This is a genomic window from Hyphomonas sp. (assembly GCF_046313735.1).
Lineage (GTDB): Bacteria > Pseudomonadota > Alphaproteobacteria > Caulobacterales > Hyphomonadaceae > Hyphomonas.
The window spans coordinates 18,322-30,984 of record NZ_JBKBXW010000018.1 but is presented as its reverse complement, the minus strand read 5'-3'; the positions used below and the strand labels follow the sequence as shown (position 1 = coordinate 30,984).

Here is a 12,663-nt window from a genome sequence, read left to right as displayed (position 1 = left end):
CAGGACAGAGTTCCGGTACAGGACTGATGGGGCAAGGGAGGTCCGCCATGCTGCGCGTCATCATCACCATCGTCAGCGTCATCCTGGTCGCGGCGGGCGCGGCCTTCTGGTGGCTGTTCCTGTCTGGCTCGAAGGCCCCGGCCCGCGCGCCCGGCGTCATGGATATCGCCGGCTGGCGCGCGCTGATCGCGGAAGATGCCGGGCGGGGGCCGGAGCGGATCGGCTGGCTGGAAGTCGCACATGACAATTTCCCCGCCTTTGTGGTGCAGGCAGGCCGCTTCGACGGGCCGGTCGGCATGTCGTTCAACAGTGTCCAGCTGTCATGGCCAGACCGGACCATCCTGATCGACACGGCCGTTGACGCCGAAATCATGAAGCAGATGGCGTAGACCCCGGCCGCTGAATTCAATGCCGCCGCCTATGAAACCCTGCTCGCCGCCATGGGCCGGGCGGAGCAGATCCTCGTCACCCATGAACATATCGACCATGTGATCGGCATCGCCCGCCATCCTGATCCTGCCGGCATCGCTCCGCGCCTCGCGATCACCGCAACACAGCGCGCTGCCCTCGGCCAGTTCGCCCTTGAAGGCGCCCTGCCGGAGGCGATCACCGCCCGCCCGGCGCTCGACCTGCCCGCCGCCGCCCGCATCGCGCCCGGCGTCGTCGCCGCCCCCATGTCCGGTCACTCGCCGGGCTCGCAGGTCATCTTCGTCCAGCGTGCCGATGGGGCGGAGTTCCTGTTCATCGGCGACATCGCCTGGACCATGCGCAATATCGAGGAGCTCACGACTCGCCCGCTCGCCCTCAACTACATGATCTTCGACCCGCCCGAAGTGCGCGACAGAGATGTCCGCGCCCAGCTGCGCGCCCTGCACGATTTGATGGAAACCGACCCCGCCCTGACGATCATCCCCGCCCATGACCGGCCCTACCTGCTCGCCCTGGTCGCAGAAGGGCGGCTGGCGGAGGGATTTGTGCAGCACCCGTGACCTGCCGGACACTGCGCCCCGCTTGACCCCCGGCGCGCCCCGGGCCACATCCGCGCCCAGCAAGCAAAACCCCCAGCTCCCCGAAGGAATCCCCCGCACATGGCCGGTCCCCAATACGTTTATCACATGCAGGGCCTCACCAAGGTCTATCCCGGTGGCAAGAAGGTGTTCGAGAACATCCACCTGTCTTTCCTGCCGGATGCCAAGATCGGTGTGGTCGGCGTCAACGGCTCGGGTAAATCGACCCTGCTGCGCATCATGGCGGGCGTGGACAAGGAGTTCAGCGGCGAGGCCTGGGCCGCAGAAGGCGTCAAGGTCGACTACCTGCCGCAGGAGCCGAAGCTCGACCCGGCCCTCAACGTGTTCGACAACATCGCCTCGCAGTGCCCCGAGAAGCAGATGCTCGACAAGTTCAACGCCATCTCCATGCAGCTCGGCGAGGAATACACCGACGAGCTGATGGAGGAGATGACGAAGCTGCAGGAGCAGATCGATGCGGCAGATGCCTGGGACATCGACTCCAAGATCGAAATGGCGATGAACGCCCTGCGCTGCCCGGAAAACGACGCCGATGTCAGCAAGCTCTCCGGCGGCGAGATCCGCCGCGTCGCCATCTGCCAGCTGCTGCTGTCAAAGCCCGACATGATCCTGATGGACGAACCGACCAACCATCTCGACGCCGAAACCGTCGCCTGGCTGCAGAACTACCTGATCAACTTCCCCGGCTGCGTCATCCTCGTCACCCACGACCGCTACTTCCTCGACGACATCACCAGCTGGATCCTCGAACTCGACCGCGGCCGCGGCATTCCCTATCAGGGCAACTACTCCAACTGGCTCGAACAGAAAGCCAAGCGGATGGAGCAGGAAGCCCGCGAGGAGAAGGGCAAGCAGAAATCGCTCGCCAAGGAACTCGAATGGGTCCGCTCCGGCCAGAAGGCGCGCCAGGCCAAGTCCAAGGCGCGTATCCAGGCCTATGAGCAGAAGGCCGCCGAGGCGGAGCGCGAGCAGGTAATGACCGCGCAGATCCGCATTCCCCCAGGCCCCCGCCTTGGCGGCGTCGTGCTGGAGGCCGAAAACATCCGCAAGGCCTTCGGCAACAACCTGCTGATCGAAGACCTGTCCTTCAAGCTGCCGCCCGGCGGCATCGTCGGCGTCATCGGTCCCAACGGCGCCGGTAAGTCCACCCTGTTCAAGATGATCCTTGGCCAGGAAAAGCCCGACGCCGGCAGCCTGCGCGTCGGCGATACGGTCAAGATCGGCTATGTCGACCAGAGCCGCGACAAGCTCGACCCCAACAAGAATGTCTGGGAGGAAATCTCCGGCGGCACCGATGTGATCGACCTGGGCGGCGTCACCGTCATGTCGCGCGCCTATGTCGGCGCGTTCAACTTCAAGGGCACCGACCAGCAGAAGAAGGTCGGCATCCTCTCAGGCGGTGAGCGCAACCGCGTCCACCTCGCCAAGATGCTGCGCGGCAGCCACAACCTCCTCCTGCTCGACGAACCGACCAACGATCTCGATGTGGAAACCCTGCAGGCCCTCGAAGAAGGCCTCGACAACTTCCCCGGCTGCGCCGTCATCATCAGCCACGACCGCTGGTTCCTCGACCGCATGGCGACCCACATCCTCGCCTTCGAGGGCGACTCCCATGTCGAATGGTTCGAGGGCGACTTCTCCTCCTACCTCGAAGACAAGAAGCGCCGCCTCGGCGAAGACGCCGTCAACCCGAAGCGCCTGAAGTTCAAGAAGTTCAGCCGCTGATCGGTGCGTTGAGGGGATCGGGGGCGCGCACCAGCTCGCTCCCGAACTCCGCCTCGAACGCCGCCTTCAGCGCCATGTCCACCTCCGGCAGGCTCACGACGCGCCCAAGGCAGGCGAGGCTCGTCACCCCATAGCGCGGATCGGCGATGCCGCACGGCGTGATGCCGGTGAAATGTTCCAGCTCCGGCTCCACATTCAGCGAAATGCCGTGGAAGCTCACCCAGCGTTTCAGCCGCACGCCGATGGCGGCGATCTTGTCCTCGCGCGGCGGCCCGCCGGGCTCAGTCCGGTCGACCCAGACGCCAACCCGGCCCTCGCGCACCCCGCCTTCGACATTGAACGCCACCAGCGCCCGGATGATCCAGGCCTCCAGGCCCGCCACAAAGGCGCGCACATCCCGGCCCCGCGTGGCCACATCCAGCATCACATAGGCCACCCGCTGGCCGGGGCCGTGATAGGTGTATTGGCCGCCGCGCCCGGCGTCATAGACGGGGAAGCGGGCCGGGTCGCGCAAATCCTCCGGCCGGGCCGAAGTTCCAGCCGTGTAAAGCGGCGGATGTTCAAGGAACCAGACCAGCTCCGGCGCCCCGTCCTCACGGATCGCGCGGGCCCGCGCCTCCATGAAGGCGAGCGCGGCCTCATACGGCACAGGGGCGTCCGAAACGGCCCATTCGACGGGGGAATGTTTCTGCATTGGCCCCGCGATATAGGCGTTTTTCAGGGCTTCACAAAGCCGGAACACCGCCTTATACGGCCCGTCTGCCCCGAATATACCAGTGTGCGGTCGTGGCGGAATTGGTAGACGCGCAGCGTTGAGGTCGCTGTGGGGCAACCCGTGGAAGTTCGAGTCTTCTCGACCGCACCATCTTTCCCGAATTGTCAGTCAGGACCCACAGCTCGATGGCTGGGATCGAGCTGGCCAGCGCAGGGCAGCCAGAACCAGCCAACTCTACTCCGGAAAAGCCGGCCCCTTAAAGATGAGGCCGGCTCCTTAGGCGACTTGCTGGCCGGTCTTATGCAAGCGCTGGCTTCTCGAAGATCGCCGGCGGCGGCGGTGCAGGTGGCTGGCCTGTCCATGATGCAATTGCGCTTGCGAGGTTTTCTGCCCAGGCATCGTCACCCCCTGCCGGATAGCGTCCCTCACGAAGAGCATTGCTCGAAGTTCCGGCCAGTTGAACGTGCGGCTTCTCAAAGTTCAGCGGCATCAGGTCGAACTTGCGGGCGATCTGGTGATACTTGTCCCACATACCCTTCTTGGGCTCATCCCATGTCCATTTACCCGGTCCGTTAAACGCCATGTCCACTGCGAGGCCATACTGGTGATATGAATGCCAGGCGGGGGCATGAGTTATAATGCTCTCTGGGCGCGTGCGGCCTTGAGCGTACAGATGTGTCTGTCTGACTGGCGACCTGAACCCCTCAAAAATAAAGAGCGGGATGCCCTGCGTGTTCAACTCAGACATGACTTTAGAAAGCGCTTCACGAAAGACCGGATGTAGAATTGCGGTCTCGGTATTTCGGAAAGTCGGGCTGGTTAAATCTGACATGATGTCCTCCAAGCAGGGCGTCCGGCCTCTGCAGGGCGACAATACTTCGTCTACCTAGGGTTTTCCAGTCTTTCGAGTTAGGGCGTCAGACGCTGCAGGCGCCGTGCTGAGCGCCCGTTAGCCGCCCGTCACGTGCCGCAGCGCCGCCACCAGCGCGAACACCTCATCCTCCCGCGTGAACACCGCCGGTGTCACCCGGACGCAGGCGCCGCTGGCGAGGCCGTCACGCATCACGGTGAATATCCCGAACTCTTCGGCCAGCCGCGCTGCCAGCGCCGCATTCTCCTGCACACCGGTCTGGCCGGCGAGGCGGAAGGAGGTGATGCCGGCGTGGAGGCGGGGGTCCGCCGGGGTCAGGATATCGACGCCCGGATGGTCCCGCAGGGTTTCGGCCCAGACGCTGCGCAGATGGCGCAGCCGCGCCGCTTTCCGCGCGGCGCCAAGTCTCTTATGCAATTCGAGCGCTTCGGGCACCGCCAGCAGCGCCGCGAAATTGACCGTGCCGGTCGTCACCCGCGCGCGGATGCTTTCAGGCGGCGGCTCGGCGGCGTTCATGTACGGGTCGATATCTTCCGTCCGTCCCCGGCGGATATAGATCGCGCCGACACCCAGCGGCGCCCCGATCCATTTATGCAGGTTGAGGCCGATGAAATCCGCGCCCAAATCGGTGACATCAAACTCCACCTGCCCGAAAGCGTGCGCCGAATCGAGCAGGACATCAGCCCCCCGCGCCCGCGCCATTTCGGTAATCTCCGCGACTGGCAGGACCAGCCCGGTCCGGTGGCTGACATGCGTCAGCAGGATCAGGCGGATGCCGGGATTTGCGTCCAGCGCGCTGGCATAGGTGTCGATCAGGCCCTGATACGTCGCAGGCTCGGGCAGCGCGATCTGATGCACCACAGCCCCGCGACGCGCCGAGAGCCAGCCCATCGCCGTCTGCATCGCGGGATAGTCGAGGTCGGCAAACAGGACGCCGTCGCCGGGGCGCAGCCGGTTATAGCCGGAGATCAGCGCCAGCATGGCCTCGGTTGCATTCCGCGTAAAGACGATCTCATCCTCGCGCGCGCCGATGGCTGCGGCCGCGGCTGACTGGATCGCCTGGAAGTCCCGCCCGAATTCGCGCCGTGCATAGATGGAAGTGCGGGCGTTGACGCGGTCGAGCGCTGCCTTGTGGGCATCCAGCACCGGCCTTGCCATCATGCCCCAATTGCCATGCTCCAGATGGATCATCTCATCGGTCACATCATAAAGCCCGCGCACCGCTTCCCAATAGGCCGTGTCGCGGGCCGCCTCTTCAGGGTTTTGCGGCGCGGCGGGCAGGCCTGCCGGTGTGCCGGCAGAGGCAGCGCCCGCTGCAGCCAGCCCGGAAGCCGCCCCCAGAACGCCCCGGCGTGTCAGTTTCGCCATCATCATATCTCCTCGGTCCTGCCATCTGCCCTGAACGGATGCGGGAGGCAGCGCCAGGGCGCCGCCTCCCGCCAGTTATGCCCGGTCTCGGCGTAGCCTAGAACTCTGCCGTCACGCGGATGTAAGCCTTGCCACCATCGGTGTCATAGGGCGCGTTGCGGGAGTAGATGAGGCCGCGATTGGCCTGGTGGCGCGACTCGTCGGGGAATGTGTTGAACACATTCTCCGCGCCCGCGCGCACCCGGACCTGCCCGGTCAGCTGGTACGACACCGCCACATCGAACAGCGTGATCGGATCGAAGTCCTGGAACGTCACATCGGCGCTGTCATCGACATCGGTCCACTGGCCATAATAGCGCGCCCGGGCCAGAAGGCCCCAGCGGCCGCGGGAATAGTCTGCGCTCGCCACGAGATTGTGCTGCGGCAGGCCTTCCTCGAACAGGCGGCGCGAGACATCGTTGAACACGCCGGCAATCGCCTCGCGGGTCACCTTGGTCTCGTTCCAGTTATAGGCGGCCGTCAGGCTGAGATTGCCCCCGAATGCGGCCCCGCCCCAGCTGCCAACGAAGTCCACGCCGCGGGTGCGCGTGTCAAACACGTTCTGGAAGAAGGACGCGGTGGTGATGCTTTCGCCGCCGGGAATCCCGAGATCGGCAAGCTGCTGGCGCTCGGCATTGGTCAGCTGGAAGCCGCCCCGTGTCGAGAACCGGTCCTCCAGTTCGATCTGGTAGACATCCAGCGTTGCGGTGAAGCCCAGATCGTTGCGGTAGACGACACCGACCGAGATGTTCTCGGAGGTTTCCGGCGTCAGCGGCAGGATCACCTGGCCGGCCGCCCGGCTGTTGATGATGTCGGCAACCGGCCCGGTCGGATTGAACCGTCCGCTGGTGACGAGGTTCAGCGTCACCGAGTTCAGGCCCTGGCTGGTGCGCTCGGATTCCAGCTGGCCCGGCGTCGGGGCCCGGAAGCCGGTTGACCATGTCCCGCGCACGGCCAGCCCGTCGGTCAGGGCGTACCGGGCGGCGAGCTTGTAGTCCGTGGTCGAACCGAATTCTGAGAAGTCCTCATACCGGATCGCGCCGCCGACGGTCAGCTTGTCGGTCAGGGCTGCCTCGATATCGATATAGGCCGCCTGGCTGTCCTGTTCGAAGGTTCCCGCCTGCAGGTTGCTATAGCCGGGGAAGCCGTTCGAGCCGGAGGGCAGGCCCGCCGCCGCCAGGGGGCCGACTGCATATGATGCCACATCGCCAGCTTCGATCTCGAAACGCTCATCGCGGCGTTCCAGTCCGAAGGCGATGTTCACCGGTTCAGAGAGGCCGGTTTCGAGCAGGTAGACGAAATCGGCGTTCAGGTTGATGTCGCGCTGGCGCAGGATGCCGGCGCGGAATTCGGTCGGGCTGGCCGAACCGAGCGAGGCGTTGATCGTCTCATTGATGAAATAGTCTATCTCGTTGCGGCCATAGCCTGCCGAGACATCCCAGCTGAAAGCAGCGCCGATGTCGCCGCGCAGGCCGGCGGTGAGGGCGCGGTCATTGTCATCCTGCCCGAAGCGCGGGGTAAAGCCGGCCGGATAGATTGCCGACAGATTATAGGCCGGATCAAGCGGAGTCGTATTGTAAGCGTTCGTGCTGGCAGGGTTGCGCCAGTTGAAATCGTTCACACCCTTGCCTTCGCCCCAGGTGGCGAAGCTGTAGCCTTCGACCGAAGGCGAGAAATCGTAGGATGCGTTCAACGCCAGGCGCAGGGCTTCACGGTCTGGCTTGCCCCAGCGCTGAACGGGATTGGGCACGTTGATCTGCGGGTTGGCGGCCTGGAAAGCAACCGCGTCAGGGCGCTGGCGTGAGCGCGAGGTGGCCTCGGCGTCGGTGTATTCGGCCGTGACTACAACCGAGCCCCGACCGCCAAGATCAAAGCCCGCCTTGGCGCCGAGTTGGTACTGCGTGCCGTCGCCTTCATAGTATTGCGAGACCTGGCCAAAGCCGCTGTAGCCCGGTTCGCTGTCGAGAATGATGTTGATCACCCCGGCAATTGCATCGGAGCCATACTGCGCCGAGGCGCCATCGCGCAGCACTTCCATCCGCGAAATGGCAAAGCTCGGGATCTGCGCGAGGTCGACAGCCTGTGCGCCGCGATTGCCAAGGAAGGCAGAGCGGTGACGGCGCTTGCCATTGATCAGCACGAGCGTCTGGTCGGGCGAGAGCGAGCGCAGGCGCGCCGGGCGCACGAAGATCTGACCATCAGCCATCGGAAGGCGCTGCACATTGAAGGACGGGATCAGCTGCGCCAGCGAGTCGACCAGTTCGGAGGAAACCGTCTGGCTGATCGCCGTGCCGCTGACGACATCCACGGGCGCCAGCGTTTCGAACGCGGTGCGCTCTGCCGAACGTGTCCCGGTGACGATGACAGCGTCAAGCGTGCGCGCCGGCTGCGCTCTCTCGGTCTCAGCCTCCTGCGCAAAGGCGGGGTGGATCGCCGCGATGGCAAGGCAGGAGGCAGACATGAAGAAACGATGCATTTGTGTATTCCCAGCAAAAATTTCGTTGATGCTGGGGGGCACATCGCAGTCATCCGTGACACTCGCGTGAAGCAAACACGAATGTTCCGCAAAGGTTATTTTACACTCATCTCAATTCGACTTTTGGGAAACTGTCACACACGCAGGGCGCGAAGTATAAATTTGTCGCCTGTGGAGAAAATACTTCTCAGATAGCAGAAAATGACAGTATTTCTTCTTTTTTGGTATATTTAACAATGCTTTCGTGACCTCAAGCCGCAGCCTGCCGGAGCCGCTGGGATCGGAACGGTGCCCCCGCCGCTCATTCCCCTTAATCCGCCCGGTCCGTAGGCGGACGATGTGCGGAACCCGCGCGAGACTGTGTCAACCGCCCAGCCGCGCCAGCACCCGCTCGCGCCCGATCACGGGCAGCAGTGCGCCCATGTCCGGCCCATGCTCCAGCCCCGTCAGCGCCTTGCGCAGCGGCATGAACAGGCTGCGGCCCTTGCGGCCCGTCGCGGCTTTCAGCGCGTTCGTCCAGGCGCTCCAGCTTTCGCTGGTCAGGCCGCCTTCCGGCAGGTGCGCCGCCGCGCCCGCCACAAATTCGCGGTCTTCCTCCGCTACCACCGGCGTTGTCTCGCCGAACACGATCTCTGCCCACTCGGCCGCCGCGTTCACCCGCGCGCAATTCTCGCGCACCGCCAGCCAGAACGCCTCATCCGCCGCCCGCGGATCAATCGCCGCCAGCCGCTCGGCCACCGCCTCATAGGGCAGGGAATGGACCAGCGCCGCGTTCAGCGCCTCAAGGTCTGTCTCGTCAAACCGCGCCGGCGCCCGGCCGATCTTCGAAAACGAAAACTCCGTACACAGAACATCCAGCGAGCCGCGCAGTTCGATATTGTCCGATGTGCCGAGCTTCGCCAGATGGCTGAGGATCGCCAGCGGCTCGATGCCTTCGGCGCGCAGCTCTCCCATCGACAGCGAGCCAAGCCGCTTCGACAGGGCCGAGCCGTCCGCCCCGATCAGCAACGGCATGTGCGCCATCTCCGGCGCCTTGCCGCCGAGCGCCATGAAAATCTCGATCTGCGCGCCGGAATTCGTCACATGGTCCTCGCCGCGCACGACATGCGTGATACCCGCCTCGATATCATCGACCACAGAGGGCAGGGTGTAGAGATAACTGCCATCCTCGCGCACCAGTACGGGGTCCGACACCGAGGAGGTATCAATCCCCTGCGGCCCGCGGACCAGATCCGTCCACTCGACCCGCCCGCCCGAAAGCTTGAACCGCCAGTGCGGCCGGCGCCCCTCGGCCTCAAGTTTCGCGCGGTCCTCTGCCGTCAGCTCCAGCGCCGCCCGGTCATACACCGGCGGGCGTCCGCGCGACTGGGCGATCTTGCGTTTGACGTCCAGCTCCTCAGCCGTCTCATAGCAGGGATAGAGCAGGCCCATCGCCTTTAGCCGGTCTGCGGCGGCGTCATAAATACCGAATCGCTCCGACTGGTTGAACGTCTCGTCCCAGACAAGGCCCAGCCAGGAGAGATCCTCCTTCAGCCCGTCCTCATAGGCCTTGGTCGAACGCTCGAGGTCCGTATCGTCAATCCGCAGGATGAACTTGCCGCCCGCGCCGCGCGCAAACAGCCAGTTAATCAGGGCGGTACGCACATTGCCGACATGCAGGCGGCCAGTCGGCGAGGGGGCGAAACGGACGATGGGGCGGGTCATGAAACAGGCGCTTCCGGTGTGACGAAACCGGCTTGAGACATCAAATCGGGACAAAAGCCAAGCGCCACCGTCATATTCTTGCTATTGTTCCGGTTCATGTCCATGTAGCAAGGCAAAGCAGGAGCGGGACATGAAATGGTATGGGGTGCTGGCGGGGGCGTTGGTGCTGGCCGGTTGCAATCCATCGGCATCGGCCCCGGAAGCTGCAGACGCGGCACCGGCTCCGGGTGAGGTGGCGTCCGGGGCCGACGAGGCTGAGGCCGGGCGGCCGCAGCGCCGGGTGCGTCCGCCGAGCGATTTTGCCGCCCTTTCGGGATACAGCGACGGCTGGTCGCTGAAGGCCGGCTGGCAGGGCGAATACCCGCCGGGCTTTGCCGTGCTGGATGCGAATGTCCGCGTGCCGGCACGTGCGCGCCCCAATCCCGGCGACCCGCAGGACATCACCTGCCTCCTGCCGCAATACGCCAACTACCATCTCTGGAACGAGGAGCGGGTGGAAAGCGACAATCTCGAATTCTTCACCGCCACCAAGAAATTTCCCGTCACCGTCCTCGAAGACGCAGAGGTGGAATTCATCGCCAACCGCGATATCGAAACCCTCTCCCTGCGCGCGGGCGACCGGCTGACCTATACCGGCTATATTGGTGAGGGCTTCCTGATGCTCACCTTCAATGACCGGCAGTTCCAGATCAATGAGAGCGAGCTGCGCGAGATCACCGATATCGGCGCCATCCAGAATGAGGACCACCTCTGGGTCCGCGTCGCCTGCCTTGCGGGCCGCGAGGCGTGGCTGATGTTCGATGAGGTGATCGCCGAAGATGGCATCTATGCCTCGCCCTTTTCCAGCCAGCGCTATGCCGAGGACATCTATCCCGAGGATGTGGAAAGTGTCCGCGCCATGATGAACCCGGACATGTTCGGCCTGCCCCCGGGCGGCGGTGACATCAGGCCGCCCTCGCCGGAATAAGCGGCCCGCCGGGCCCAGCAGGCCTTTTGATTTGTCGCGGCGTTTTTCCGAAAACCGGTTCCCACTTTTCGGAACGCCGCTTCAGTCGTCCCGGAAGCGGTTTGTGATTGGATAGCGCCGGTCGCGCCCGAAATTCTTCGAGCCGACCTTCACCCCCGGCGGTGCCTGCCGGCGCTTGTATTCGGCGATGTAAACCAGATGCTCGATGCGCCGCACCGTCGCCGCGTCATGCCCGCGCGCGAGGATCGCGTCCAGGTCTTCCTCCCGGTCCACCAGCCCGCGCAGGATATCGTCCAGCACGGGGTAGGGCGGCAGGGAATCCTCATCCTTCTGATCGTCGCGCAGCTCCGCCGATGGCGGCTTGGTGATGATCCGTACCGGGATCACTTCGCCTCCCGGGGCCAGCCCGCCGCGCGGCACATGCCCGTTGCGCCACTTCGCCAGCTCGAACACTTCGGTCTTGTAGAAATCCTTCAGCGCATTGTACCCGCCGCACATATCGCCATACAGCGTCGCATAGCCGACCGCCATCTCGCTCTTGTTGCCGGTCGTCACCACCATCTGGCCGAACTTGTTCGACAGCGCCATCAACGTCACCCCGCGCAGGCGCGACTGGATGTTCTCCTCGGTGATGTCTGTCCTCATGCCCTCAAACGACGGCCCCAGCATCTGGTCCATCGCCGCCACGCCCGGATGGATGTTGATGATGCCATACCGGCATCCCAGCGCCTCGGCGCAGGCCTTTGCGTCCTCAAGACTGTCCGTACTCGTATATTTCGACGGCATCATCACGCACCAGACCTTGTCCGGCCCCAGCGCGTCCGCCGCAATCGCCGCCGTCAGCGCCGAGTCGATCCCGCCCGACATGCCGAGCACCACGCCCGGAAACCGGTTCTTGCGCACATAGTCGCCCAGCGCCTGCATCGCCGCGCGGTATTCCGCCTCCCAGTCCTCAAGGCTGCCCGCGCAGCCTGTGCCCAGCCCTGAAAATAGCTTCGTATCCGGATCAAACTCGACCAGCGCCGTGCCCGTCTCGAACTGCGCCACAAGTCCGCACCGGCCCGCATAGTCCGTATCCGTCGCATACGAGCCGCCATCGAACACCAGCTCGTCCTGCCCGCCCATCTGGTTCACCCAAAGGTATGGCAGCTTCACGTCCGCCCAGCGGTCGAACGCAGCCGCCCGCTCGGCCTGGATCGCGCGCCGCCACGGCGAAGCATTGGGCACGATCATGAGCTCGGCCCCCGCCGCCGCCAGCGCGCGCGGCAGGCGCTCAAACCACACATCCTCACAGATCGCGATCCCGATCCGCACGCCCTTGAAGCTCACCACCACCGGCAGCCCGCCGCCCGGCGTATAGTGCCGCTTCTCGTCGAACACGCCGTAATTGGGCAGCTCCCATTTGTCGTGCCGCGCCAGGATTCGCCCCTCGCCGAGCAGCAGCGCCGAATTGAACAGCTTCCCCTCCGCCGCCCAGGGCGACCCGATCAGCACCGCCGGCCCCTCAGCGGTCTCCGCCGCCAGCGCCTCCACCGCCGCCATCGAGTGCGCCACCGCCGCCGGCTTCAGCACCAAATCCTCGGCAGGATATCCCAGCACGAAATGCTCCGACAGCACCACAAGGTCGGCCCCCGCCGCCCGCGCCTCCTCCCGCGCCGCCCGCGCCAGCGCCATATTGCCCGCAATATCCCCCACAACAGGGTTCAACTGGCCAACGAGAATCCGGATATTTTTGCTCATACTGAGCATTTATCGCGGCGCCTCGGAAAG

Annotated in this window: 10 protein-coding genes and 1 tRNA gene; 5 read left to right on the top strand and 6 right to left on the bottom strand. The window is 64.6% G+C overall.

Features of this window, described 5'->3' with window-relative positions; translation table 11 throughout:
* Window positions 1–47: 47 nt before the first annotated feature.
* The 3 genes from ACK4SV_RS10160 to ettA all read left to right on the top strand — a co-directional run bounded on the left by ACK4SV_RS10160 (window position 48) and on the right by ettA (window position 2,753).
* On the top strand, window positions 48–389 hold the full coding sequence (locus ACK4SV_RS10160) for a hypothetical protein (RefSeq protein ID WP_409917714.1): 342 nt from the start codon (window positions 48–50) through the stop codon (window positions 387–389).
* Window positions 390–440: 51 nt separating this feature from the next.
* Complete coding sequence (locus ACK4SV_RS10155) at window positions 441–989, top strand: MBL fold metallo-hydrolase (RefSeq protein ID WP_409917713.1); 549 nt, start codon at window positions 441–443, stop codon at window positions 987–989.
* A gap of 99 nt (window positions 990–1,088) precedes the next feature.
* Window positions 1,089–2,753, top strand: coding sequence for an energy-dependent translational throttle protein EttA (ettA, locus tag ACK4SV_RS10150; protein WP_409917712.1), 1,665 nt, complete (start codon window positions 1,089–1,091; stop codon window positions 2,751–2,753).
* Here the strand turns inward: ettA and lipB are convergent.
* Complete coding sequence (lipB, locus tag ACK4SV_RS10145) at window positions 2,743–3,447, bottom strand: lipoyl(octanoyl) transferase LipB (protein ID WP_409917711.1); 705 nt, start codon at window positions 3,445–3,447, stop codon at window positions 2,743–2,745. The two genes, ettA and lipB, sit on opposite strands and share 11 nt — an antisense overlap.
* Window positions 3,448–3,533: 86 nt before the next feature.
* On the opposite strand from lipB, the gene ACK4SV_RS10140 reads away from it, so the two are divergent.
* Window positions 3,534–3,618: transfer RNA gene (locus ACK4SV_RS10140), tRNA-Leu, on the top strand.
* Between the two features lie 148 nt (window positions 3,619–3,766).
* On the opposite strand, the gene ACK4SV_RS10135 is transcribed toward ACK4SV_RS10140, so the two are convergent.
* From ACK4SV_RS10135 to gltX, 4 genes are all read right to left on the bottom strand, one after another.
* Entirely contained in the window at window positions 3,767–4,300 is a 534-nt protein-coding gene (locus tag ACK4SV_RS10135) for a M15 family metallopeptidase (protein ID WP_409917710.1), read from the bottom strand.
* Between the two features lie 117 nt (window positions 4,301–4,417).
* Complete coding sequence (locus ACK4SV_RS10130; protein WP_409917709.1) at window positions 4,418–5,707, bottom strand: aminotransferase class V-fold PLP-dependent enzyme; 1,290 nt, start codon at window positions 5,705–5,707, stop codon at window positions 4,418–4,420.
* Window positions 5,708–5,804: 97 nt separating this feature from the next.
* Window positions 5,805–8,222, bottom strand: a complete 2,418-nt coding sequence (locus tag ACK4SV_RS10125) for a TonB-dependent receptor plug domain-containing protein (protein ID WP_409917708.1) — start codon at window positions 8,220–8,222, stop codon at window positions 5,805–5,807.
* Between the two features lie 363 nt (window positions 8,223–8,585).
* Window positions 8,586–9,926 carry a glutamate--tRNA ligase gene (gltX, locus tag ACK4SV_RS10120; RefSeq protein WP_409917707.1) on the bottom strand — a complete coding sequence of 447 codons (1,341 nt, stop codon included), beginning with the start codon at window positions 9,924–9,926 and terminating at the stop codon, window positions 8,586–8,588.
* A gap of 130 nt (window positions 9,927–10,056) precedes the next feature.
* Between gltX and ACK4SV_RS10115 the strand changes: the two genes are divergently transcribed.
* The gene (locus ACK4SV_RS10115; protein ID WP_409917706.1) at window positions 10,057–10,893 is read left to right on the top strand and encodes a hypothetical protein; all 837 of its coding nucleotides are present in this window, start codon (window positions 10,057–10,059) and stop codon (window positions 10,891–10,893) included.
* Between the two features lie 81 nt (window positions 10,894–10,974).
* On the opposite strand, the gene ACK4SV_RS10110 is transcribed toward ACK4SV_RS10115, so the two are convergent.
* Window positions 10,975–12,633 (bottom strand): NAD+ synthase, encoded by a 1,659-nt coding sequence (locus ACK4SV_RS10110; protein WP_409917705.1) that lies wholly within the window; start codon window positions 12,631–12,633, stop codon window positions 10,975–10,977.
* Between the last annotated feature and the right edge of the window lie 30 nt (window positions 12,634–12,663).

What these genes read in the sequence shown, in the direction of transcription:
- ACK4SV_RS10160 (WP_409917714.1), top strand. Translation starts at nt 48, where the DNA reads ATGCTGCGCGTCATCATCACCATCGTCAGCGTCATCCTGGTCGCGGCG.
- ACK4SV_RS10155 (WP_409917713.1), top strand. Translation starts at nt 441, where the DNA reads ATGGGCCGGGCGGAGCAGATCCTCGTCACCCATGAACATATCGACCAT.
- ettA (WP_409917712.1), top strand. Translation starts at nt 1,089, where the DNA reads ATGGCCGGTCCCCAATACGTTTATCACATGCAGGGCCTCACCAAGGTC.
- lipB (WP_409917711.1), bottom strand. Translation starts at nt 3,447, where the DNA reads ATGCAGAAACATTCCCCCGTCGAATGGGCCGTTTCGGACGCCCCTGTG.
- ACK4SV_RS10135 (WP_409917710.1), bottom strand. Translation starts at nt 4,300, where the DNA reads ATGTCAGATTTAACCAGCCCGACTTTCCGAAATACCGAGACCGCAATT.
- ACK4SV_RS10130 (WP_409917709.1), bottom strand. Translation starts at nt 5,707, where the DNA reads ATGGCGAAACTGACACGCCGGGGCGTTCTGGGGGCGGCTTCCGGGCTG.
- ACK4SV_RS10125 (WP_409917708.1), bottom strand. Translation starts at nt 8,222, where the DNA reads ATGCATCGTTTCTTCATGTCTGCCTCCTGCCTTGCCATCGCGGCGATC.
- gltX (WP_409917707.1), bottom strand. Translation starts at nt 9,926, where the DNA reads ATGACCCGCCCCATCGTCCGTTTCGCCCCCTCGCCGACTGGCCGCCTG.
- ACK4SV_RS10115 (WP_409917706.1), top strand. Translation starts at nt 10,057, where the DNA reads ATGAAATGGTATGGGGTGCTGGCGGGGGCGTTGGTGCTGGCCGGTTGC.
- ACK4SV_RS10110 (WP_409917705.1), bottom strand. Translation starts at nt 12,633, where the DNA reads ATGAGCAAAAATATCCGGATTCTCGTTGGCCAGTTGAACCCTGTTGTG.